We start from the raw sequence: 23899 nt of genomic DNA, 5'->3' as shown, positions 1-23899 counted from the left end.
ACGCATGAGGCGCCCCAACACGCTTCCCATCCTGCCTGAGGCCAATCGATGAGTGACGTGCCCTTCGGTTTCCGATCCGCCGACGATCCCGACGAGCCGGACGAGAACCGTCCCGATCCGGCACCGGGCGGTGCCGGATCGTCCGGACCGCAAGACCCGCTGAGCGGACTGTTCGGCATGCTCGGCGGCCAAGGCGGGCCTGGTGGGCCCGGCGGGCCTGATCTGGGCGCGCTGTTCCAGCAGCTCGGCCAGATGCTGTCGTGGTCCGGTGGCCCGGTCAACTGGGACCTGGCGAATCAGTCCGCCCGCCAGGTGGTCGCGGCTCAGGGCGACCGCTCGGTCAGCGGTGCAGAGCGGCGCGACGTCGAAGCCGCTTTCCGGCTGGCCGACACCTGGCTCGACGACGCCACCAGCTTCCCCGCCACCGGCGGCGCACCACGCACCTGGAGCCGCGCCGAGTGGGTCGACGGCACCCAGGCGGCCTGGCGCGACCTCGTCGAGCCGGTCGCCGCACGGGTGTCGGAGGCCATGAGCTCGTCGCTGCCGCCGGAGATGGCGCAAGCGGCCGGCCCGTTGGTGGGGATGCTGCAGCAGGTAGGCGTGTCCATGTGGGGGGCTCAGGTCGGGCAGAGCATCGGGACGCTGGCCGGTGAGGTCTGCGGTTCCACCGACATCGGCGTCCCGCTCGCCGACGGCCATCCGGCGCTGCTGCCCGCCAACGTCCGCGCCTTCGGCGAGGGGCTCGGCATCGACGAACGGGACGTCATGCTCTACCTCGCGCTGCGCGAGGCCGCCTACCTGCGCTTGTACGGGCACGCGCCGTGGCTGCGCGCGCACATCATCTCGCTCATCGAGGAGTACGCGCGCCACGTCAGCGTCGACACCGAAGCCATCGAGTCCACGATGCGCGACATCGACCCGCAACGGCCGGAATCCTTGCAGGAGGCGCTGGAAGGCGGACTGTTCGACGTGCCCACCACCCCGGCACAGCAGGCCGCACTCGAGCGCCTCGAGCTGGCGCTCGCACTGGTCGAGGGGTGGGTCGACGACGCAGTCACCGAGGCCACCAAGGACCGGATGCCGTCCGCGGTGGCCCTACGCGAATCGGTTCGCCGCCGCCGCGCCACCGGCGGGCCGGCCGAACAGACCTTCGCCACCTTGGTGGGGCTCGACCTGCGGCCCCGGCGCTTGCGCGAAGCAGCCGCGTTCTGGGCGGCCGTGCGCGAGGCGCGCGGCCCCGAGGGACGCGACGCCGTCTGGGCCCATCCCGACCTCATGCCGTCGGCCGACGACCTCGCCGATCCCGACGCGTACCTCACCCGCGACGAGCAGCTCGACGTGTCGGCACTCGACGACCTCGGTGATGCTCCGGCATCCGAAGACGCCCCGTCCGACGACGACTCCCCCGGCTCGACCGGGTGACTCTGCATCGACGCGCTCGTGACCTGTTGGCGTCGTGGACCGCGCCGAATCCGGAACAGGAGCGGCTACGCGCGGACTTCGTCGCTTTCCTGGACGAGTACCCGGACGGCGTGACGCGCGAGTGCGCCCCGGCGCATCTGACCGCCAGCGCGCTCGTGGTGGATCCCGGGGCTCGCCGCGTCCTGCTGGTCCTGCACGGTAAGGTTCGCCGCTGGCTGCAGCCGGGCGGACATCTCGAAGCCGTGGATGCCTCCGCCGCGGAGGCTGCGCTGCGTGAGGCGCGCGAAGAGACCGGGATCGCCGAGCTGACGCTCGCCGCGCACGGTCTGCCGGTGCGCCTCGATCGCCACGCCGCGCCCTGCCGGCCCGGCGTCGTCGACCACCACTTGGACGTACAGTTCGTCGCCGTGGCACCCAGCGGCGCCATACCCGTCATCGATCACGAGTCGCTCGACGGACGCTGGTTCGACCACGACGACCTGCCCGAGCCGATCGGCGCCGACATTGCCGACTTCGTCGCCGCGGCCAGGGCTCGGTTGGCAGCAGCGCCCTGATCGGCGCCGTCAAGCCTCCCGGTGCTCCGGCTCGTCATCCGTGGCACCGTTGCCGGCCGCGTAGCTGAGCCCGTCGAGGAAACCCCGGGCGCGCTCGGCGCGCGGAAACCGGCCAACCAGTGCCCAGAACTCGCTGCTGTGGTCGCTGATCAGCAGATGCGCGAGCTCGTGCACCAGCACGTAATCGATCACCCACGTCGGCAGGCCCTGCAGCCGGTCGGACAACCGGATGGACGCGTCGCTCGGGGTACACGACCCCCACCGGGCCCGTTGCGCCGAACTCCACCGCACACTGGTCGGGCTCACCCGCCCGTCGAGGTACTTCCGGGCGAGTTCCTGCGCTCGGGCCAACAGCGCTTCGTCACTGGGCCGACGCCGCTTCTCTTGCGCAGCGAGGCGTTCGAGCATCACGGACACCCAACGCCGTTCCTCGGCCTTGCTGAGCTTGGACGGCACGCACACCACGACACGACCGTTCTCGCGGAAGGCCGTGACTGTACGGCGGCGGCGCATGGAACGCCGGACCTCCACGTCGGGTGCCTCCATGAGAAGCACCGTAACTCCCCTTGCACCGAATATGCGTGGAAGCGCTGTGGATAACGCGGGTTCGTCCGGCGCCGGCACACCGGCCGAAGACGAAACCGCCCATCATCGACTCAACTGTTCCTGCTTCGGGGACCCTTCCGCAGCAAGGCGCATCACCGCAGTTCACGGCGGGTATCGTCGGGAACAACGGAGCGTCGTCAACATCGCATGCACCGCCGGTCCACAACCAGCGGCGGGCGCTGCACAGGTCGTCCACAGCGTTATCCACAGCCGTGGAACAAAATACTCCTGTTTTGCTTGCCGCCGCCCGGTGTTTGCCGTACGTTGACTGGCATGTAGAGGGAGCCGACTCATCAGAGTGCAGCTCGCTCCACCCGTCCGGCGGGGCTTCGGAAAACGAGGATGTCGGCGCGCTTACGGGGGAAATGCGCGCGAGTCCGCGGAACTGAGGCCCCGCCGAACGTCGTTCAGGCCAGCTGACTTTCCGCCGTTCTGCGGCGATCACCCACGCAGAAATCAGTCATGGGCGTACTGTGTGCGCAGATCACTCCGCTGGAGGGGGAAGGGGTCTCGATGACTGAGAGTTATTCCGGCGAGTTCTACTGCGTGAAATGCAAAGCCAAGCGGCAGGCCACCGGCCAGGTCGTCGTCAACGACAAGGGCACGCGGATGGCCAAAGCCACCTGTCCGACGTGCTCCACGAACCTCAACCGGATCCTCGGAAAGGCCACCTGAGCTCACGTCCACGGCGGGTGCTTGTGGACAACCTGTGGACGAGCTGCCGCGTCCGAACGAGATTCGCGGCACGATGCCCACGTGCGTCCCATCCTGCATCCCGCGCTCAGCCGTACCTGGCGCGACGAGTCCACGCTCCAGATCGGTGTCACGCCCGGCTCGGCCCTTCTGATCGGCGACCTGGGCCCGGTCGAGATCGCGATCCTCAACGCCATGGACGGTCGCTACGATCTCGCGGCGTTGCGCGAGCTCGCCGCCGAACTCGGCGGCGACAGGGGCGCGGCCGACCAGCTGCTGGACCTCCTGTTCTCGGCCGGCGCAGCCGTCGATGCTGCAGCGCGCATCCAGGTACACCCGCGTGTCGTGCCCGATCGGTCGAGTCTCGGGTTGCAGAACGCTGAGCCCGATGGCGGGGATGCTGCGCTCGCCGCCCGTCGGCGCTACCGGGTCGACGTTCACGGTGCCGGGCGGGTCGGCGCGTCGATCGCGCGTCTGCTGGCCGCCGCCGGCATCGGTGACGTCGTGGTCCATGATCCGGCGGCCACGATCGAGGCCGACGTGACGCCGGGCGGACATGCTGAGCGTGCGGTCGGCCGGGCGCGTGGGCGCGCCCTCGGCGATGTTCTCCGCACCGACTCGCCGGCCGACCCTAGACACGGCGTGTCCGGGCCCACCGGCGGCACGGACTTCGCCGTCCTCGCGCCGGCACCAGGCGCGGGGCGCGAGGATGCTGCGGAGTTGATGCGGCACGGGACCGCGCACCTGCTGGCCGAGGTCGTCGAAGTCACCGGGGTGGTGGGCCCGCTCGTCGTTCCGGGCCGCTCGTCGTGTCTGCGCTGCCATGACCTGCACCGCACCGACATGGACGGACATTGGCCGCTGGTGCTCGACCAGACCGTGCGGCGGCCGCCGGTCGAGCCGGCTTGCGACACCGCCTTGGCCGCCGTCGTCGCCGGACTGGCCACGGCCCAGGTCCTCGCGCACCTCGACGGGTTCACCCCCGCTACCGTCGACGGCACCATCGAGGTGAGCCTGCCGTTGGGCCTGCCTCGGCGGCGAAGTTGGGCCCGCCACCCGGGCTGTGGTTGCGCCTGGGCATAGGACTTGCCTCACGCGTCACAATGGGGGTGTGAGCGATCCGCCCCGTAACTCCGTCAACCGAGCTTTCAAGCTCGCCACCCTGCCGTTGAGTGCGGCCGGGCGAGCCACGCTCGGACTCGGCCGGCGTCTCAGCGGTCAGTCGGCTGAGTCCGTCGGTCTCGACGTCCAGCAGCGCACGGCCGAGCACGTGTTCCGGGTGCTGGGTGAGCTCAAAGGCGGGGCGATGAAGTTCGGCCAGACGCTGTCGGTGATCGAAGCCGGGATGCCCGAAGAGATCGTCGCGCCATACCGCGCCACCTTGACCAAACTGCAGGAAGCCGCCCCGCCGATGGCGCCGGGCACCGTACACCGGGTTCTCGCCGACGATCTCGGGCCGGACTGGCGAGACGGCTTCCGTGAATTCGACGACCAACCCGCTGCCGCCGCCTCGATCGGCCAGGTGCACAAGGCGGTCTGGCACGACGGCCGCCAGGTGGCGGTCAAGATCCAGTACCCCGGGGCCGGTGACGCGCTGCGCTCCGACCTCCGGCAGGTGGCGCGGCTGGGCCGCTCGATCGGCGCCCTGGCGCCTGGCATGGATGCTCGCGCTCTGGTCGAGGAGCTGCACGACCGGATGGTCGAAGAGCTCGACTACCGCATGGAGGCTGACGCGCAAAGCGGCTTCGCCCTGGCTTACCGGGACGACCCCGAGTTCGCCGTGCCCGACCTCATCGACGGCCATGAGCACGTGCTGATCTCCGAATGGCTGGACGGACGCCCGCTGTCGCAGGTCATCGCCGACGGCACCCAGGCCGAACGCAATCATGCCGGGCGGCTCTACGTCCGGTTCCTGTTCTCCGGGCCGGAACGTGCCGGGCTACTGCACGCCGACCCGCATCCCGGCAACTACCGCATCACCGACGACGGCCGGCTCGGCGTCCTCGACTACGGCGCGGTGGCGCGGCTACCCGAAGGGCTGCCGGCCTCGATCGGGCAGCTCATGCGCCGGGCGCTCGACGGTGACGTGGACGCGATGGTCGACGGCCTGCGGGCGGAAGGATTCATCCAGCCGCACATCGAGATCGATCCCGAGGCGCTCTACGAGTACCTCGCCCCGTTCCTCGAACCGGCTCGAGCCGAGCAGTTCCACTTTTCCCGGCCATGGATGCGCGAGCAGTTCGCCCGGATCAACGACCCGCGTCGCCCGGGCTACTCCATCGGGCTCAAACTCAACCTGCCGCCTGCTTACATGTTGATCCACCGGGTGTGGATCGGCGGGATCGGCGTGTTGTCGCAGTTGGATTGTCAGGCACCGTTCCGCGCCGAACTCGAGCGGTGGTTGCCCGGGTTCGCCCATCCCTGACGTCGTCACGACCAACGCGGACGTGCCGCGAGCCGTCGTGGTGACGGCCCGCGGCACGTCCGCGACCTGAGGAACCGACGTCGTAGGTCGAACGTCGATCTACAGCGGGCGGTCGTTCATGGCGACGACCGCTGTCGCCAGCCGGCGCGCGCGGCGCGCGGCCCGCGCGGCCTTGCGCTCCATCCGGCGCCTGGCCACGAGGCGATACGCGTGGCGGTCTCGCTCGGCTACGTAGCGCTGCTCCATACAATGCGCACGAGCGAGCGCTTCATTGATGAGATGCATGTCGATGCTCCTGATGATCGGTGCCGTGGTGGTTCGCAAGGCTTTGGTGGTAGCCGGATCGGCGTGATACACGTCGGTTCCTTTCTCCAGAGGTCACGGTCGTCGAGCGCACGGCTCGGGGAGGTCCTTATGCTGCGATCTCGTTCTTCCGGGGCCTGCCGCGTGGCCGCTTGCGCGCCACGATGACGCCGGAGACGAACAGTTCGCCGCCCCACACACCCCAGGGCTCTGCTCGTTCCGTGGCCCCAGCCAGGCACTGCTCGCGCACCGGGCAGACTCGGCACAGTTGTTTGGCGAGTTCCACGTCGGCCGGCGACTCGGCGAACCAGAGCTCTGGGTCCTTCCGGCAGGGAATGGATTCCTCAGCGGCTCCGGCGCGATCGAGAACGCTGGTCAGCATCATGAGTTTCCGTCACCTCCCTTCCTTGTCGATGGGCAAACAAAAAGGCCGCGGATCCCGGGGTGGGGGTCCGCGGCCTGGAAGGCGCCGGTCTCATCATGCCTAGACCGGTGGACTCCAGGAGCGGACGCACACGCCGCCAGTGAGGTCGTCGACGAAGTGGGTCGTCGGTGCATCGGCTGCCTTCGGACGCACTTCTCCCGTCGACGGAGTGTTAACGGGCGCGACCAGCATCACCATGTCCGAGGAGACGCCACGGAGGGCGCCGACATAGTCGATCCCGCTACGCTCGATCAGCTGCTTGATCATCTGACGACCCTCCTCTCGGTCTCGTACTCGAACCGGACTTTCCAGCTCTGCGGCACGCGGAAATCCGACGTGCCCAGTCATGCTAAACCTGGCGCTGTGTAAGGGGCAACATATTTTTTTGGTTATTTCCCCGCCGATGCACGGCACAGTTTCAGCACGTCGTCACCATATCGGTCGAGTTTGGTCCGGCCGACGCCGGGTAGCGCCGCGAGCTCGGCTTCATCAGCAGGACGTGTCTCGGCGATCACCGTCAACGTGGCGTCGGTGAAAACGACGTAGGCCGGCACCTTCTGTTCCTGCGCTCGTTCGAGCCGCCACGTACGCAGCTTCTCGAACAACGCCTCGTCGACCGACGACGGACAGTCGGTGCAGCGTCCCAGCTTCCGCTCAGCCGCCTCGGACAGCGCCGTGCCACACACCCGGCATCGAGCCGGCGACCGACTCTTGCGGCCGCGCCCGGCGGTCCCGGCCGAACTGGACCGCCGGCCGGCACGGCTCGCGGTTTCGGGCCGCACGGCGTCGAGGAAGCGACTCGGGCGGCGGTTGCCCCGGCCGCCGGGCTGGCGCGACAACGACCACGACACGCTGAGGTACTCGCGCGCCCGGGTGACGCCGACGTAGAGCAGCCGTCGCTCCTCCTCGATCTGCGCCGGCGTCTCGGCGTACGACAGCGGCAACGTCCCCTCGTGACAACCGACCACGAAGACCGCGTCCCACTCCAGACCCTTGGCCGAGTGCAACGACGCGAGAGTGACGCCGTCGGCGGTCGGGGCGTGTTGAACGCTCGCGCGATGCGTGAGTTCGGTCACCACGTCGTCGAGCCCGGCCGCGGGGTTGGCCGCCACCACCTCTTCGGCCAGCGCGACCACGGCGGCCAGGGATTCCCACCGCTCCCGCGCGGCACCGCCACCGCTCGGCGGCGACGCGGACCAGCCAGCCGAGGCGAGCACGGCGGCCGTCGCGGCCGCGGCATCAGGCGCGTCCGGCGCGGAATCGGTGGATCGGGCAGCGGCGCGCAGCATCATGGCAGCCTGGCGGACCTCGGCGCGGTCGAAGAACCGTTCAGCTCCCCGGACCACGTAGGCCAGGCCGGCTTCGGCCAGGGCTTGCTCGTACACCTCGGACTGGGCGTTGACGCGGAACAACACCGCGATCTCGCGCAGCGGTGTACCGCGGGCGAGGAGGTCGTTGATCTTGCGCGCCACCCAACTAGCCTCGGCCAGCTCGTCCGGGTGTTCCTCGAACGTCGCCGGGACGCCCGCGGGTCGCTGGGCCTCGAGCACGACACCTTGCGCGGAATCCGGTCCGGCGCGCAGGACGGCATTGGCGACCTCGACGACCTGCGGCGTGGAGCGGTAGTCGCGAAAGAGCCGGACGACCGTGGCGGATGGGTACCGTTCGGAGAAGCCGGTGAGGTAGTTCGGCCGCGCCCCGGCGAAGGAGTAGATGGTCTGGGCCGGGTCGCCCACGACGCAGATGTCGTCGCGATCGCCCAGCCACAGCTCGAGCAGACGTTGCTGGAGCGGTGAGACGTCCTGGTATTCGTCGACGACGAAATGGTGGTACTGGGACCGCACGGCGTCGGCGACTCCAGGATGCCCGGCCATCAGCCCGACCGCGGCGAGCAGGATGTCCTCCATGTCCATGACGTTGCGGTCGGTCTTGAGATCTTCGTAGGCCGCGTACACCCGCGCGACGGACTCCGGGTCGACCCCCGGGACCTCCCGGTGTAGCTGAGCCGCCGCGGCCGCGTAATCTTCAGCGGCCACGTTGCTGACCTTCGCCCATTCGATCTCCGAGGCCAGATCGCGCAGCACGGTGCGCTCGGTCGGGACGCGGCAGCGCGAGGCCGCCGAGCCGACCAGCGGCAGCTTGCTCTGGGTGATCTCCGGCAACTCGGCGCCGGCCACCTGGGGCCAGAAGTAACGGGCCTGTCGCAACGCGGCGGAGTGGAACGTGCGCGCCTGCACGCCGTCGACGCCGAGGGCACGCAGGCGTCCGCGCATCTCGCCGGCGGCTCGAGTGGTGAAGGTCACCGCCATGGTGCGACGCGGCTCGAACGCCCCCACCAGCACGCCGTGCGCGATGCGGTGGGTGATGGCGCGCGTCTTGCCCGTGCCGGCACCCGCGATGACACAAACCGGCCCGCTCAGCGCGGTCGCGACGTCCCGCTGCTCCGGATCGAGGCCGGCGAGGACATCGGGGGCGCTCATGCGCACCATCCTGACAGCCCGGTCCGACATGGCCGCAAGCGGCTTCGGGTCAGGATGGGGCCGCAGGAACAACCAGTCGATCAACCGGTGTTCCATCATCGTAAGGTTCGTGATCAGACGTGGCGCGAGGCGCTGTCAGGAGAGTCGATGTCTTCGTTCGCGATGTACAGCACGGCGTGGTGCGGCTACTGCCACCGGCTGAAAAGTGCGTTGAACCGGGAGGGAATCGACTTCGACGTGGTCGACATCGAGGCCGACCCCGCCTCGGCCGACCTCGTGATGAGCGTGAACGGCGGCAACGCAGTCGTACCCACCCTGATCTTCAGCGACGGCAGCGCGTTGACGAATCCCAGCGTGGCCGAGGTGAAAGAGAAGCTCGCCGATCTGGGTGCCGTGAGCTGAGCTCATCCTTGCGTGGGCAGCGCTCCGCCGTACCAGCCTTCCACCAGGCGCCGCGCGATGGAGATGCCGCCCGGCAGGAGGATGTCCCCCGCCAGCGCGGCCGAACGCAGCTCGTCGCGCTTGAACCAGCGAGCCTCGGCGATCTCGGCGCCGTCGGGGCGCGGTTCGGTACCGGTCGCCGTGCCGTAGTAGCCGAGCATGAGGCTCGACGGGAACGGCCACGGCTGGGCGCCGGCGTACCGGGCCGACGTCACGACGACCCCGGCCTCTTCGTACACCTCCCGGGCCACCGCGTGCTCAGGCGTCTCCCCCGGCTCGACGAAACCGGCCAGCGTGGAGAACCTCTTCTCCGGCCACGCCGTCGCGCGGCCGAGCAGGCAACGGTCGTGCTCGTCGGTCACGAGGACGATCACGGCCGGATCGGTGCGCGGGTAGTGCTCGGAACCGTCGGCCGGGCAGCGCCGGACGTGCCCGGCCGCGGACACTTCAGTCGGCTGCCCGCAGCGCGCGCAATGCCGGTGCGCCGCGTGCCAGTTCGCCAGGGCGACGGCGTGCACGGCCAGGCCCGCGTCCCGGTCTCCCAGCACGGCTCCGACCTCACGTAACGTCGCGCCGCCGGCCGGTGCGGAATCGACGCCCACGGCGAAGTAGGCGATGCCGTCTTCGACCCCGAGCAGGTAGCGGTGACCGTCCGGCGCCTCGGACGGCGAGACGAACCGCAGCTCATGACCGTCGACGGGCACCGTCCCAGCGCCTACTACCAGGACACGGGTGGTCTCGTCCCGCCAGGTCGCCTCGAGCCACGCAGCGTCGGTCCGCCGGTGCGTCGCGTGGTCCACGGTCGAGCGAGACAGGGCCAACGGCCCGGGCATCACGTACGCGTCGTACACGATGCCTGACACTAGCCGTTGCGCCCGCCCGGGCTTCGATACGGTCGACCTCCGTGAGCACCCACATAGCCGCCGCATCCGGCGAGATCGCCGAGACCGTCCTGCTGCCCGGCGACCCACTACGGGCGGAGTGGATCGCCCGTACCTACCTCGACGACGCCACGTGCTACTCGCGCGTACGCAACATGCTCGGCTTCACCGGCCGCTACCGCGGCGTCCCCGTCTCGGTGCAAGGCACCGGGATGGGACAGCCGTCGTTGTCGATCTACGTGCACGAGCTGCTCGCCGAATACGGCGCTCGAACCCTGGTGCGCGTGGGGTCGTGCGGATCGATGCAGCCGCACGTCGGCATCCGCGACGTCGTCATCGGGTTGAGCGCGGCGACGGACTCCGCGGAGAACGTCCTGCGATTCGAGGGGTTCCACTACGCTCCCACGGCGGACTTCCAGCTCGTCCGGGCGGTGGTCGAGCGGGCCGAGGCGGCCGGGACCCGCCACCATGTCGGCCAGCTGTTCAGTACCGACTCCTTCTACCATGATCGGCCCGAGCTGCGAGACCGGCTGCGTGACTTCGGCGTGCTCGCCGTGGAGATGGAGGCCGCCGCGCTGTACACGCTCGCGGCGAAGTTCGGCGCCCGGGCGCTGGCGGTGTGCACGGTGAGCGATCACCTCATCACCGGCGACGAGACGTCGTCGGATGAGCGGGAACGGACCTTCGGCGACATGGTCGAACTGGCACTCGACGCCGTCACCGGGTGAGCCGGACGGTCAAGCTGGCCGGCATCGCCGCAGGCACCGCGGTCCTGGCGGCCCCCGTCGTGTGGCCGCAGCTGCTGGGCCTGGCCGGGACGTCCGCCCGGCGTGGGCGGGCGCCCGATCGATCACGTGCTGGTGGACGGCCGCGCGTGGAGCGTAGTGGATTTCAGTGTGCTCGAAGCCGTGGGGACCAGCGACCATCGTCCGGTCCTGGCGGTGTTGGAGCACCGGACACCGCATGCAACGCCTCGCGGGTGACCGCGGTGACGGCCAACTCGGTGACCTCGGCGGAGTCGAACCAGCGCGCGCCGACCGTGGACCCACCGACGTCGGCCAGGACGATCTCGCCCGGCTCGTCGACGATGACGTCGTAGTACGGGCGTACACCGTGCCAGTCGATGGCGAAGCCCTCGGGACCGACTTGCTCGGGCTCACGATGGCTGGCCACACCGAGCAAAGACCGGATCCGCCCGTGCTGTCCGGTCTCTTCGACGAGCTCGCGGAGCAACGCCTGGGCGGGCTGTTCGCCGAAGTCGGTGCCCCCGCCCGGCAGGTGCCAGCAGCCGGCGTCGGGATAGCCCTCGGCCACCTGGGTGAGCAGCACGCGCCCACGCGGATCGCGCACCAGTCCGTACGCGGCGAAGCGCTGGACGGTGTGCCGGCCGTCCGGTGCCTGTTGGATGTGGAAGCCGGGCAGTTCCGGCATCTCTTCCGGCGGCAGGTCGACCGTGGACAGCGGGAGCTTGAGGATCTGCGAGGCAAACGGGCGCAGCTGCAGCGTGGCGGCTTCGTCGGTGGTGACCCAGCGCACCTCGTCGACCATCGGCGACAGCGGCTCGGGCTCGCCGCTGACGACCTCGGCGCGGAAGATGATCCGGTCGGTGTGCAGCGTCACCTCGCGGTGCGGACGAGCGCGGGTGTCGGCGAGGACGTCGATCGGCGTGCCGGCTCGCAACAGCAAACCGGACTCCGCGGCGGCTTCGCGGACCACAGCGTCGCGCGGGTGCTCGCCGTGCAGCACGCTGCCGCCGGGCAAGGTCCACACCCCCGGCGTGCCCGAGCGCACCGACTCGCGGATGAGCAGGACGTGTCCTGCATCGTCAGCGCAGACGGCGTACGCGGCGATACGGCGCAGCGGCTTCAGCTCGGCGGTCACGAGACATGAGTCTCTCGTCCGGCCGGATTTCGATCAAGAGGCGTCTTTGAGGCCGAGACAACGGACCAGACTCCGAGACAACGCGCCCGGCAAGCGGGTAAAATTCGCGTTTTCCTGTGCTGCCGCCCCGGTCGTCGTCAATTTTCGGGCGCCGGTAGCGAGGTGATCAATTCGCGCAGCTCGTCTTCCCCGAGCAGGTCAGCCCGCCGCAAGGTGTAATCGGCCGGCACGTAGTGGAAGGCGGCGCCCACCCGCTCGAGCGGCAGGTTGCGCAGCTTGGCGAACGCGAGCCGGTACGCGGCGAGCTGGACGATGCGCACGGATTCCTCGGCGTCGTCGCGCGGCGGGCTGCCGGTCTTCCAGTCGACGACGTCGATCCCACCGTCGTCGGTGCCGAACACGGCGTCGACGCGCCCGCGCAGCAGTACCCCGGCCACCAGCAGCTCGAACGGCGCCTCGACTTCGAGCGGGGTGCGCTGGGCCCAGGCCGAGGCCAGGAAGGCCTCTTGCAGCGCGGCGAGCTCGCGGTCCGCAGCGGCGCCCGCATCGGCCGAGCCGGGCAGTTCGTCGACGTCGACCAGCCGCGGCGCGCCCCAGCGAGACTCCAACCACGCGTGGAACAAGGTCCCGCGACGCGCGGACGGCGCCGGCGGCCGCGGTACGGGACGGCGCAGCATCCGCGCCAGCGCCTCGGGGTTCTCACGCATCAGCACCAGGTGCGAGACCGACAGGTGTTCGGGAAGCTCGACGTCGACCGGCCGGCGCCGCGACGCGTGCTCTCGCTCGGCCAGGAGTCGCTCGATCTCGGCGTCCCACTCGGTCGCTGGGGCATCCGGGACGAACAGCGCTCCGTCGAGCTCCTCCTGGGCCGCGCGGACCAGCGCGGCCCCGGACTCCAGCTGGCCACGCCGCGCGCCCAGCGGGTCGTAGGGCCACTGCACCGGGACCTCGTTCTCCGCCAGCGGATTGGTCTCGTCCTGATCGGGCTCGGCCGCCCACACCGCGACCTCGCCGGCGCCCTGTTCGCACACCTCGCGGATCTCGTCGAGGAACATCGACGGCATGCGCGGGCGGGTCGCGTCGTCCCACCGGAACCCGCTGCACCCGAGGACCATGCGTGCTCGAGTGACGGCGACGTAGGCCAAGCGGCGTTCCTCCAGCCGGCCGGCGTCGGCGGCATCGACGTAGAACTGCGCGACGGTGTCGCGCACGTCCTGCTGGTCGGTCGTGGACTCGATGTCCAGACGGGGCAGCGACGCGGCGTCGCCGCGCAGGGCGTAGGGCAACTCGCCCGGGTCGCCCAGCCAGGCTCGGTCGCGCTCACCGCCGGCCGGGAACACCTTGTCGACCAACCCGGTGACGAAGACCGCGTCCCATTCCAGGCCCTTGGCACCGTGCACGGTCAGCACCTGGACCCGGTCGCCGCTCACCTCGACCTCGCCGGGCGCCAGGCCGCGTTCGGCGGTCTCGGCCGCATCCAGGTAGGCCAGGAACGCCGACAATCGCCCGCCGGCCCCGTCGGCCTCGAACTCCGCGGTCACGTCGAGGAACCGGTCGAGGTTCGTCCGCCCGGCCGGGCCGTACCGGGCCGCGAGCTCGACGTCGAGGCCCAGCGTTCTCTCGACGTCGTGGACGAGCTCGGTCAACGACTGGCCCGCCCGGCCGCGCAATGCGCGGAGCTCGCCTGCCAGCGCCCGCAACCGGCGGTACCCCTCGGGTGAGAACCACTCCGGGCCGGGCAGTGCGTCGAGCGCGTCGACGATGCCGAGCTCGTCGACCTCGTCAGCCACCGCGACACCGGCCTCGGGTGCGCTGCGCCCGCCGTGACCGAGCCGGCGCGCCCACGTGGCCAGGGCGTCGAGGTCGCGCGGGCCGATGCGCCAGCGGGCGCCAGTGAGTAGGCGCATCAAGGCGTCACCGCGAGACGGGTCGTTGATGACCCGCAGCGTCGCGACGATGTCGCCCACCTCGGCGGTGGCGAGCAGGCCGCCGACACCGACGACCTCGACGGGCAGGTCTTGGGCCCGCAGCGCGGCCTCGAGGCGGGGAATCTGGCTGCGGGTGCGCACCAGGACAGCGACCGTGCGTCCCTCGGCCGAGCGGTCCCAGAACGCCCGCGCACGCCGCGCCACGTCGGCGGCCTCGTCGTCGGCGGTGCGGTGCAGCGACACGCTCACCTCCCCCGGGGCGAGCCCGGGGAACGCGGACAGCTCGGGCACGTCCATGCCCTCGGCCCGCAGCGGTGCGGACAGCCGGTTGGCGACCTGGAGAATGGCGGCGCCGTTGCGGAAGCTGGTGGTCAGCGAGTCGAACCGGGCAGGCGAACCGTCGGAAGTACGGAACTCCCGCCGAAACGACGTCAACGTTCCGGCGCTGGCCCCGCGCCAGCCGTAGATCGACTGCGCCGGGTCGCCGACGGCGGTCACCGGGTGCCCGTCGCCGAACAGCGAGCGCAGCAGGACCAGCTGGGCATGGCTGGTGTCTTGATACTCGTCGAGCAGCACCACGCGGTGCGCGGCCCGCTCGGCTTCGCCCACTTCTGGGAACCGTTCGGCCAGCGTGGCGGCGAGCTCGGCGCGGTCGGCGAAGTCGACGACCTCGTCGGCCCGCTTGCGCCGCCGGAACTCCTCGACCAGCGGCAGCAGCGCCACCCGGGAGTCCTGGACGGCCAGCGCCTTGGCGACATCGGCGTACAGGAGCTCCTTGGTGCGCTGCTTGTCCGCCTTGGGCCGGGCGTGGACCTGCCGGCGCAGCTCGGCAGTGAACTCGCGCACGGCATCCGGAGTGACCAGGTGCCCGGCCAACTCACCGTGCAGGGCCAAGACCTTGCCGATGACGGTGGAGGGGGCGTAGGCGACCGCGTCCATGTCGCCGTCGTACGTCGACACCACCCGCTGGGCGTACTGCCAGGCCACCGCCTCGGTGATCAACTTGGCGCCGGGCTCGCGCCCCAGCCGCAGCGCGTGCTCGGCGACGATCCGCCCGGCGTAGGCGTCATAGGTCAGCACGGTGGGCTCACCGTCGAGCAGGTCGCCGTCGGCGTCGATGACACCGCGCGCGGCCAGCTGCAGCAGCCGGCGCCGGATCCGCGCAGCCAGCTCGCGGGCGGCCTTGCGGGTGAAGGTCAGGCCCAGCACCTGCTCCGGGCGCACCTGCCCGCCCGCGACGAGCCAGACGACCCGCGACGCCATCGTGTCCGTCTTGCCCGAGCCCGCCCCGGCGACCACGACCCCGGGCTCGAGCGGCGCCGCGATGGCCGCGGCCTGCTCGGCGGTGGGGTCGGGCCGGCCGAGGCGCCGGGCCAGCTCCTGTGGGGTGATCACGGAACCACCTGGTCGCCTTCGGGATGCACCGGACAGGACGGCCGCGCCGGGCACACGGCGCACCAACTGCCCTTGCGCGCGCGGAATGCCGGCCGACGCATCCCCTCGGCCGTGCGCTGAAGCAGGTCGTGCGCCCAGGACGGATCGGCGGAGTCGGCCAGCGGCGGCTGGGCCTGCTCGCGCGCCTCGCCCTTCCGGCTGCCGGCGGCCTTGCCGAGCTGGACCAGGCTCGCACCACCGGAGCGGCGCTCGCCGGGGGCGACGGAGTCGAATCCGCCCTGTTCGATAGCCAGCTGGTAGGCGGCCAGCTGCGGATGCTCGCTCAGTTCCGCCGCCGTCGGCGCGTGCGTACCGGTCTTGTAGTCGACGACGACGAGCCGCCCTGCGTCGTCGACGTCGAGGCGATCGACTCGGCCCACCAGGCGCGCCGTCCCGACGGGGACGTCGAACTCGACCTCGGCGCCGACGAGGGTGCGCGGATTGGCGCGCAGCCAGCGCCCGAGCCGCTCGACCATCTCGTGCACCCGCTCGTACTCGCGCGCGGCGACCCATCCTTCGCCGACGTCCATGCTCGGCCAAGCATGGTCGAGTTCGGTCAGCAGCTTGTCGTCGTTCCAGCCCTCCGTGGCCGCTCGCTCGGCCAGATCGTGCACCAGCGAGCCCACCCCCGCCCGGCCGAGGTCGGCATCGGTGGCTCCGCACGCTTTGAGCAGCCAGCGCAGCTCGCACCGGTTGAACTCCTCGACCTTGGACGGCGAGACCCGCACCGGCGCGCCGGGCTCGCCCAGTGGTTCGGCCGTGGACAGCGGACGTAGGCCGTACCAGTGGTCGGGGTCGGCTTGGCCCACCCCGGCTGCGGCGAGGCGGGCCAGTTGGTGCGCTGCTCCCCTGCGCCGCTCGTCCGGCTGTGCCGGGTCGCACACCACCCCCCGCAGCTCGGCGACGACCGCCGGCAGATTCAGCCCCCGGCCGGCGGACTGCACGCTCCGTTCGGGCTCGGCGTCGGTGGGCAGCGGATCGATGTCGTCGAGGAACCGGGACGGCTGGGCGTCCTCGTTCGACACGGCGGTGACGTACAGGCGCCGGCGGGCACGGGTGACCGCGACGTAGAACAACCGGCGCTCCTCGGCCAGCCGGGCGCTGGCCCTGGTGACCGGGGAGTCGTGCCGGTCGGCGACAGTGTCGACCAGCACCTCGGTGCCCAAGAGGCTGCCCCGCTCGCGCAGGTCGGGCCACACGCCCTCTTGCACGCCGGCCACGGCCACCACGTCCCACTCCAGGCCCTTGGCCGCGTGCGCGGTGAGGATGGTCACCGACGCGCTGCGCGGCGTGCCGGGCCGATAGGTGTCGGCGGGCAGCTCCTGGTGGCGCAGATGTTCGACGAAGCCGGCCGGACCGGCCCCGGGCATCCGGTCGACGTAACGCGCGGCAGCGTCGAACAGGGCGACGACGGCGTCGAGATCGGCATCGGCGGCCGCCGCGGAGCGACCACCCGACAGCGCCTGCTGCGACCAGCGCTGTTCCAGTCCCGACTCGGTCCACACCGCCCACAGGACGTCCTCGGCCGTCGCGCCGTCGGCCTCGGCGGCCGCCCGCCCGGCCGCGACCAGCCCCGCCAGCCGCGCCGCCGGCTCCACAGCGGCGTCGTCGAGAGGCAGCAACACGCTCGGGTCGGTGATGGCCTCCACCAGCAGCTCGCCGGAGGCACGTCCTCCCCCTGCGGCCAGCTCACCGGCCCGTAACTCCTGGCGCAGCCGGCGCACGGCCAGCGCGTCGGCTCGGCACAGCGGCCCGGTGATCAGCTCCAGCGCGGTGTCGACATCGAGCTCGCGCATTGAGCACGCGAGCTCGAGGACGGTCAGCATCGAGCGCACCGCCGGCTGGGCCACCAGCGGCACGTCCTCGAGCCGGACATCGACCGGTACGCCGGCCCCGGCCAGGGCACGACGCAGCACCGGGACCGCCGACGCTGCCCGGACCAGCACCGCCATGGATTGCCAGGGAACGTCGTCGAGCAGGTGCGCCGCGCGTAGCCGGGACGCCACGAACGTGGCCTCTTGACTGGTGCTGGGCAGCACGTGAACCGATGCTTCGCCGGCGGCGCCGGGATCGGCGGCGCGCAGCCGGCGATGCCGGTACGGTCCGCCCAATCGCATGGCCACCCGGCGCGATGCCTCGAGCAGAGCCGGGCCGCTCCGCCGGGACACCTCCAGCGCCAGCACCTCGGCCGGCGACCCGTCGGCGGCCGGGAAACGCTCGGGGAAATGCCGGAGGGCGTCGGGCTCGGCACCGCGGAAGCCGTAGATCGACTGATCGGGATCGCCGACGACGAGCAGGTCGCGCCCGCCGCCGCAGAGCAGCCGGAGCAGCTCCTCCTGCGCCGGATCGGAATCCTGGTACTCGTCGACCACCACGAACTGGCGTGCCTGCCGCTCACGCGCCAACAGCTGCGGATCGTCGCGCAGCAGCGCGGCCGCGGCGCGGACGAGCTCGGCTTGGTCGTAGGACGGCGGATGCCGCAACGCGGTGACGCCGCCGTACTGCCGGGCGAAGGCGGCCACCGCGGCCCAGTCGTCACGGCCGTGGCGCCGCCCGAGCTCAGCCAGCTCGTCGGGGCCCACGCCGCGCTCGGCCGCGCGCATCAGCAGATCGCGCAGCTCGCCGGCGAACCCGCGGGTCAGCAGCGCGGCGTGCAACCGCTGCGGCCAGTAGTCCGCGCCCAGCTGCTCCACGTCGCCACGCAGCAACTCACGGATCAAGACGTCCTGTTCGGCCCCGCCCAGCAGCCGCGGGGTGGGCTCGCCGTTCTGGACCGCCTCGCGGCGCAGCAGACCGAAGGCGTAGGAGTGGAACGTGCGGGCCAACGGCTCGCGCACCGTACGCCCGAGCCGTCGGGCGATCCGGTCGCGCAGCTCGGCCGCGGCGTGCCGGCTGAACGTCAGGACCAGGGCCTGCTCCGGATCCAGGCCGTCCTGCTCCACCCGCCGCGCCACCGCCTCGACCACCGTGGTGGTCTTGCCCGTGCCCGGCCCGGCCAGCAGCAGCGCCGGCCCGCCGCGGTGGTCGACGGCTCGTTGTTGCGCGGCGTCGAGATGAACCGGCGACGGTTCCGGCCGGGCGGTGCGAACCAGGCGCACCGCTGCACGCTCGACAGGTCGCCTCAACGGTGCCGCTCCCTCCTGCCGACTGTCGCTTGGGCGAAGTTTCTCCATCCCACCACGCGTCACCGACACAACTGCGACTCCGACACCACCGCGCTCACTGGGGGTACCACCCGGCCCGCCGCAGATCCACGCGCGAGCCGTCGGCCGTCATCGGCGTCCCCTCGGCGATCAGCTCACGATAGGCCCGGCGCTCGTGTCCCGGCGGCACCCGGCCCGTGACGGTCACGACACGCCACCACGGCACCGCACCGCCCAGGGTCGACATCACGGCCCCGACCTGGCGCGGTCCGCCGCGGCCCAGTCGGGCCCCGACCGCGTCGGCGATCGCCCCGTACGACATCGCCCGCCCTGGCGGGATCTGCTCGACCAGCGCGAGGACGGCTTCTGCGTACTCATCGTCCACCCTCGCATGATCTCGCACCGCGTCATGGGACGATCAGACCTGCAATGACCGAGCCCACGGAACCGCCAGGCAGGTCGGCCGTGCAGAGCGTGGTCGACGAGCCGCCGCTGCCTTCGCGCATCCGCCGTCCGCTCGACGGCCTGTGGCTGCTGATCTTCATCGCCGGTATGACGGCGCTGGTCGCGATGTCGATCATCGCCGAGCGGACGATGACCGCCATCACCGCCGACCTCGCGGACCTGAACAATCGCGTGCCTGAGGGCCCGCTCGAAATCGTGTCGTTCACCGCCGACCTGGCCGGCGTCGCGATGCCGCCGATCCTGGTCGTGGTCCTGATGATCCGCGGACGGGTTCGCACCACGGTCGAGCTGCTGATCGCCGGGCTCATCGCGGCGGCCGCGGCCTCGCTGGTGTCCACGTGGTTGCGCACCAGTGCCCCGGCGCGGCTGCACGACCCGCTCGTGCCGGTGATCGACGGCGTGGACGGCACGCCGGTCCCGCCGTACCCGGCCATGCTCGTCGCGCTGGTCACGATCGTGTCCCGGCGGGATCTGAAGCGCTCGCGGCAAGTCGCGATCTTCGCCATCGCGGGCAGCTTCGCCGTCGGGTTGCTCCGCGGTGAGGCCACGGTCGGCGGCCTGCTCATCGCCTTGGCCATCGGGGCGTCGGCCGGCCTGGCGGTCCGGTTGTTCGGCGGACAGCCCTCGGTGGCTCCGAGTGGGCAGCAGATCGTCGCGACGCTGGCGGAGAACGGCTACCACGTCGAGGCGCTGTACGCCGATCCGTCCGGTGAGTACCGGCTGCTCACCGCCGAGACCCCGCACGGGCGGCTGAGCGTGCTGATCGTGGACCGCGACGACGAGGGCGCAGGCACGCTCGGCCGGCTGATGGACCGGCTGCGCACGCGCGCCGACGTGCTGCCGCGGCAGACGGTCACGATGCGCGAGACGCTGGATCGCATCGCACTGCAGTCACTCGCGGTCGCCCGCGCCGGGGCCCGCACGCCGCCACTGCGCAACGTGCTGCGCGTCGACGGCGACTCCGCGATCATCGTCTTCGACCACGTGGAGGCCCGGCCGCTGGCGGAGATGTCCGCCGACGAGATCAGCGAGCACACCCTCGAGGACCTGTGGCGCCAACTCGGCGCACTGCGGCGTAACCACGTGGCACACCGCGGGCTGTCCGGGCGGACCATCCGGGTCGACAGCGACGGCGGGGTGTGGCTGCTCGCGCCCTCCGGCGGGGAGGTCGCCGCCAACGACATCGCCCTGCGCGCCGATCTCGCCCAGGCACTGACCACCGTCGGCATCGCCGTCGGCGCGCAGCGCACGGTCGACTCCGCCCTCCGCGTGCTCGGACCCGACGTCGTGCGCTCGGCGGTCCCGCTGCTGCAGCCGGTGGCACTGGCGCCGGCCACCCGCCGGCACGTGAAGGGGCACCGCGAGACGCTCGTCGATCTGCGCCGCCGCCTGGTCGACAGCGTCGGCGCCCCCGCCGAGCCGGTACGCCTGCAACGGTTCCGGCCGTTGTCGCTGGTCACCGGCGTGGGTTCGGTCGTCGCGGTCTACCTCGTCGGAACTCAGCTCTCCGACGTGTCGTTCACGCAGCTGCTGGCGCAGACCGACTGGCGTTGGCTGCTGTTGGCGGTGGCGGCCATGATCGCGAACTACGTCGGCATGGCCCTGGGCATCATCGGCTTCGTCCCGGAGCGGGTCCCCTTCAAGCGTGTCCTCGGCACCCAGGTGGCGCTGAGCTTCTTGCGCCTGGTCGCGCCGACGACGGTGGGCAGCGTGGCCATGAACATCCGGATGCTCACCAAGGCCGGGATCGCGGCACCGCTGGCCTCGGCGAGCGTCGCGGCGAACCAGGTCGCCCAGGTCGCGGTGACATTCCCGCTGCTCGTCGTGCTCGCGGTGGCCTCGGGTACCTCCGCGGTCGCCGGGCTGCCCTCGACGACGACGTTGGTGGTGATCGTCGGGCTCCTGCTCAGCGCCGCCCTGCTCGCGCTGATCCCGCCCATCCGGGCCCGGCTGCGTACGGTGTGGAGCGACTTCGCCGAGCGGGGTCTGCCGCGGCTGCTGGACGTCCTCGGCGACCCCCGCAAGCTCGCCACCGCCGTCGGCGGCATCCTGCTGCAGTCGCTCGGGCTCATCGCGTGCTTCTACGCCGCCTTGCTGGCCGTCGGCGAGACGGTCAACTTCGCCGGGCTGGCCGTCGTTCAGCTGGTCGGTAACACCCTCGGCATGGCCGTGCCCACGCCGGGCGGCCTCGGCGCCGTCGAAGCGGCGCTGACCGCGGGCGTGAGCACGCTCGGCGTGCCGTCGACCGTAGCGGTCACCGGTGTCCTGGTTTTCCGGATCATCTCGTTCTGGCTGCCCATCCTGCCGGGCTGGATCTTGTGGACACAGATGCGCAAGCGCGACATGCTCTAGACGTCTTGGCGGACCTGTCCGTCGGTCCGCCAAGTGACGTGCGACGATCGAACCTCGATGACCGAGGCGACGGAGCACACGCGGGCGCGGGGCAGCTCGGCCACCAAGATCGTGGTCGAGGAGCCGCCGCTACCGCGCCGTACCCGCCGCCCCGTGGACGGCCTGCAGTTGCTGTTCGTCCTGGCCGGCATCATCGCCCTGGCCGCTCTGGCCGTCGTCGCCGAGCGAACCCTGACCGGCCTGACCGCCGACCTGGCGGAATTCAATCAACGCTTCCCCAGCGGACCGGTCCAGACGGTCTCGTTCGCCTCGGAGCTGGCGAGCCTCGCCCTCCCGCCGGTGCTGGTGTTCATGCTGATGATCCGCGGGCGGATGCGGACGACGGTCGAACTGCTGATCGCCGGTGTTCTCGCCGCGGTGGTCGCCGCGCTGGTGTCGACGTGGCTGCTGGGCCCGGCGCCGGAGCGCTTGCACGACACGTTCGTGCCCACGGCCGGCGGCGTGGACGGCACCCCGATCCCGGCGATGCCCGCCCTGCTGGTCGCCATCGTCACCGTGGTCTCGCGCCTGGCGCTCAAACGTATCCGGCAGGTCGCGGCGCTGGCCATCGCGGGCAGCTTCGCGGTGTGGCTGTTCCAAGGTGACGTGACCGTCGGCGGAATGCTGGTCTCACTCGGCGTCGGGCGGGCGGTCGGCCTGCTGGTGCGCCTGGTCAGCGGCCAGCCCTCGGTCGCCCCGAACGGGCGCAAAGTCGCCGCGGTGCTCAAGGCGAACGGCTACGACGTCGCCACGCTGCGCGCGGATCCGGTCGACAAGTACCGCCGCTACATCGCCGAGACCTCCCACGGCTGCCTGGGCATCCTGGTCCTCGACCGCGACGAGGACGGCGCCGGCTTCCTGGCCCGCGCCGCCGACCAGGTCCGCACACGCGAAGAGGTGCTGCCGCGCCAGATGGTCACGATGCGCAACGCGCTCAACCAGATCACGCTGCAGTCGCTCGCGGTCTCTCGCGCCGGGGCTCGCACCCCGAAGCTGCTCAACGTCCTGCGCATCGGTTCCGACGCCGCCGCCATCGTCTACGAGCACGTGCCCGGGCGCGTCCTGGCCAACCTGACCGCGGACGAGGTCACCGACGCGATGCTGGAGGACCTGTGGCGCCAGCTCGGCCGGTTGCGCCGCAACGAGGTGGCCCACCGACGCCTGTCCGGGCGCACGATCCTGATCTCCGACGCCGGCAAGGTGTGGCTGCTCGACCCGTCCGGGGGCGAGATCGCCGCCCCCGACCTGGCGATCCGTGCCGACCTCGCCCAGGCGTTGGTCGGCGCGTCGCTGGTCGTCGGCCCGGAGCGCACCATCCGTACCGCCATCCGGGTGCTGGGCCGCTCGGTCGTCAGCGCGGCCATTCCGCTGCTGCAGCCGATGGCGCTGGCCCGCTCCACCCGCCGTGACCTCAAGGGTCACCGGGACGTGCTGAGTCAGTTGCGCGCCGGGCTGGTCAGCAGCACCGGGCGCGAGTCGCCCCAGCCCGTGCGCCTGCAACGGCTACGCCCGCTGTCCCTGCTCACCGGCGTCGGTGCGGTGTTCGCGGTCTATCTGGTGGGGACTCAGCTCTCCGACGTGTCGTTCACCCAGCTGTGGGCGCAGACCGACTGGCGCTGGCTGTTCGTGTCGGTGGTGTTGATGTTCACCAGCTTCATCGGCGCCGCGCTGGCCCTGCTCGGGTTCGTTCCCGAACGGGTGCCGTTCTGGCGTGCCGTCGGCGCACAGATCGCGCTGGGCTTCCTGAAGCTCGTGACGCCGTCGACGGTGGGCAACGTCACCATCAACATCCGGCTGCTCACCAAGGCCGGGGTCGCCGGGCCACTGGCCGCGGCCAGTGTGGCGGCCAACCAGGTCGGCAACGTCGCCATCACGTTCCCGGTCATCGGCGTGCTGGGTGTCGTGTCCGGCTCGTCGGCGGCGCCGGACATCGACCCGTCGATCGACACGCTGATCATCGTCGTCGCCATCCTGCTGGTCGCCGCCATCCTGGCGGTGATCCCGCCGATCCGGGCGCGGCTTCGCGCGCTGTGGCGAGACTTCGCCGAGCGCGGCCTGCCGCGCCTGCTCGACGTGTTGAGCAATCCGCGCAAGCTGGCCGTCGCGCTCGGCGGGATCGTGCTGCAGTCCGCCAGCTTGATCTTGTGCTTCTACACCTGTCTGAAGGCCGTTGGCGGGACCGCGAACCTGGCCGCGCTGGCCGTGGTGCAGCTGGTCGGCAACACGTTGGGGATGGCGGTTCCGACGCCGGGCGGACTCGGTGCCGTCGAGGCCGCCCTCACCGCGGGCGTGAGCACGCTGGGGGTGGGGGCGACCACGGCGGTCACCGCGGTGTTGGTGTTCCGGATCGTGTCGTTCTGGCTGCCCATCCTGCCAGGCTGGGTCATGTGGACCCAGCTGCAGAAGCGCGACCTGCTGTGAGCTCGGC

19 protein-coding genes are annotated in these 23899 nt (G+C 71.3%); 9 read left to right on the top strand and 10 right to left on the bottom strand.

Annotated elements, in window-relative coordinates:
• Window positions 1–48 precede the first annotated feature (48 nt).
• Window positions 49–1422: a zinc-dependent metalloprotease gene (locus M6444_RS06935; RefSeq protein WP_298324701.1), complete on the top strand. Its 1374-nt coding sequence runs from the start codon at window positions 49–51 to the stop codon at window positions 1420–1422.
• Window positions 1419–1976 (top strand): NUDIX domain-containing protein, encoded by a 558-nt coding sequence (locus M6444_RS06930; protein ID WP_298324698.1) that lies wholly within the window; start codon window positions 1419–1421, stop codon window positions 1974–1976. Before M6444_RS06935 ends, M6444_RS06930 begins: the two co-directional genes overlap by 4 nt.
• Before the next feature lie 9 nt (window positions 1977–1985).
• Here M6444_RS06930 and M6444_RS06925 read toward each other — a convergent pair whose 3' ends face one another.
• A complete protein-coding gene (locus M6444_RS06925; RefSeq protein WP_298324695.1) occupies window positions 1986–2522 on the bottom strand; it encodes a M48 family metallopeptidase in 537 nt (178 codons plus the stop codon).
• 573 nt (window positions 2523–3095) lie between these two features.
• Between M6444_RS06925 and M6444_RS06920 the strand changes: the two genes are divergently transcribed.
• The 3 genes from M6444_RS06920 to M6444_RS06910 all read left to right on the top strand — a co-directional run bounded on the left by M6444_RS06920 (window position 3096) and on the right by M6444_RS06910 (window position 5700).
• Window positions 3096–3257, top strand: coding sequence for a DUF5679 domain-containing protein (locus M6444_RS06920; protein ID WP_298324692.1), 162 nt, complete (start codon window positions 3096–3098; stop codon window positions 3255–3257).
• Window positions 3258–3338: 81 nt separating this feature from the next.
• Window positions 3339–4358: a hypothetical protein gene (locus tag M6444_RS06915; RefSeq protein ID WP_298324689.1), complete on the top strand. Its 1020-nt coding sequence runs from the start codon at window positions 3339–3341 to the stop codon at window positions 4356–4358.
• A gap of 28 nt (window positions 4359–4386) precedes the next feature.
• A complete protein-coding gene (locus M6444_RS06910) occupies window positions 4387–5700 on the top strand; it encodes an AarF/ABC1/UbiB kinase family protein (RefSeq protein ID WP_298324687.1) in 1314 nt (437 codons plus the stop codon).
• A 99-nt stretch (window positions 5701–5799) separates the two neighbouring features.
• Here the strand turns inward: M6444_RS06910 and M6444_RS06905 are convergent, their stop codons facing one another.
• The 4 genes from M6444_RS06905 to M6444_RS06890 all read right to left on the bottom strand — a co-directional run bounded on the left by M6444_RS06905 (window position 5800) and on the right by M6444_RS06890 (window position 8907).
• A complete protein-coding gene (locus M6444_RS06905) occupies window positions 5800–5985 on the bottom strand; it encodes a hypothetical protein (protein WP_298324684.1) in 186 nt (61 codons plus the stop codon).
• Between the two features lie 127 nt (window positions 5986–6112).
• On the bottom strand, window positions 6113–6388 hold the full coding sequence (locus M6444_RS06900) for a WhiB family transcriptional regulator (protein ID WP_298324681.1): 276 nt from the start codon (window positions 6386–6388) through the stop codon (window positions 6113–6115).
• A 99-nt stretch (window positions 6389–6487) separates the two neighbouring features.
• The gene (locus M6444_RS06895; protein ID WP_298324678.1) at window positions 6488–6694 is read right to left on the bottom strand and encodes a hypothetical protein; all 207 of its coding nucleotides are present in this window, start codon (window positions 6692–6694) and stop codon (window positions 6488–6490) included.
• Window positions 6695–6816: 122 nt separating this feature from the next.
• Window positions 6817–8907, bottom strand: a complete 2091-nt coding sequence (locus M6444_RS06890; protein WP_298324676.1) for an ATP-dependent DNA helicase UvrD2 — start codon at window positions 8905–8907, stop codon at window positions 6817–6819.
• Window positions 8908–9054: 147 nt separating this feature from the next.
• Here M6444_RS06890 and M6444_RS06885 point away from each other — a divergent pair, with 147 nt between their 5' ends.
• Window positions 9055–9309, top strand: a complete 255-nt coding sequence (locus M6444_RS06885) for a mycoredoxin (RefSeq protein ID WP_298324673.1) — start codon at window positions 9055–9057, stop codon at window positions 9307–9309.
• Window positions 9310–9311: 2 nt separating this feature from the next.
• Here the strand turns inward: M6444_RS06885 and nudC are convergent, their stop codons facing one another.
• Entirely contained in the window at window positions 9312–10181 is an 870-nt protein-coding gene (gene nudC / locus M6444_RS06880) for an NAD(+) diphosphatase (RefSeq protein WP_363326269.1), read from the bottom strand.
• Window positions 10182–10252: 71 nt separating this feature from the next.
• Here nudC and deoD point away from each other — a divergent pair, with 71 nt between their 5' ends.
• Complete coding sequence (gene deoD / locus M6444_RS06875; protein ID WP_298324669.1) at window positions 10253–10957, top strand: purine-nucleoside phosphorylase; 705 nt, start codon at window positions 10253–10255, stop codon at window positions 10955–10957.
• 163 nt (window positions 10958–11120) lie between these two features.
• On the opposite strand, the gene M6444_RS06870 is transcribed toward deoD, so the two are convergent.
• From M6444_RS06870 to M6444_RS06855, 4 genes are all read right to left on the bottom strand, one after another.
• Window positions 11121–12110 carry an NUDIX hydrolase gene (locus M6444_RS06870; RefSeq protein WP_298324668.1) on the bottom strand — a complete coding sequence of 330 codons (990 nt, stop codon included), beginning with the start codon at window positions 12108–12110 and terminating at the stop codon, window positions 11121–11123.
• Window positions 12111–12247: 137 nt separating this feature from the next.
• Window positions 12248–15433, bottom strand: coding sequence for an ATP-dependent DNA helicase (locus M6444_RS06865; protein ID WP_298324667.1), 3186 nt, complete (start codon window positions 15431–15433; stop codon window positions 12248–12250).
• Window positions 15430–18570: an ATP-dependent DNA helicase gene (locus tag M6444_RS06860; RefSeq protein ID WP_298324666.1), complete on the bottom strand. Its 3141-nt coding sequence runs from the start codon at window positions 18568–18570 to the stop codon at window positions 15430–15432. Before M6444_RS06860 ends, M6444_RS06865 begins: the two co-directional genes overlap by 4 nt.
• 121 nt (window positions 18571–18691) lie before the next feature.
• Window positions 18692–19000, bottom strand: a complete 309-nt coding sequence (locus M6444_RS06855) for an MGMT family protein (protein WP_298324664.1) — start codon at window positions 18998–19000, stop codon at window positions 18692–18694.
• Between the two features lie 44 nt (window positions 19001–19044).
• Here M6444_RS06855 and M6444_RS06850 point away from each other — a divergent pair, with 44 nt between their 5' ends.
• Both M6444_RS06850 and M6444_RS06845 read left to right on the top strand, forming a co-directional pair.
• Complete coding sequence (locus M6444_RS06850) at window positions 19045–21432, top strand: flippase-like domain-containing protein (RefSeq protein ID WP_298324662.1); 2388 nt, start codon at window positions 19045–19047, stop codon at window positions 21430–21432.
• 57 nt (window positions 21433–21489) lie between these two features.
• Window positions 21490–23892: a lysylphosphatidylglycerol synthase transmembrane domain-containing protein gene (locus M6444_RS06845; RefSeq protein ID WP_298324659.1), complete on the top strand. Its 2403-nt coding sequence runs from the start codon at window positions 21490–21492 to the stop codon at window positions 23890–23892.
• The last annotated feature ends 7 nt before the right edge of the window (window positions 23893–23899 follow it).

This window comes from Haloactinopolyspora sp. (assembly GCF_027324685.1).
Taxonomy (GTDB): domain Bacteria; phylum Actinomycetota; class Actinomycetes; order Jiangellales; family Jiangellaceae; genus Haloactinopolyspora.
This window is presented reverse-complemented; position numbering and strand designations above follow the sequence as displayed.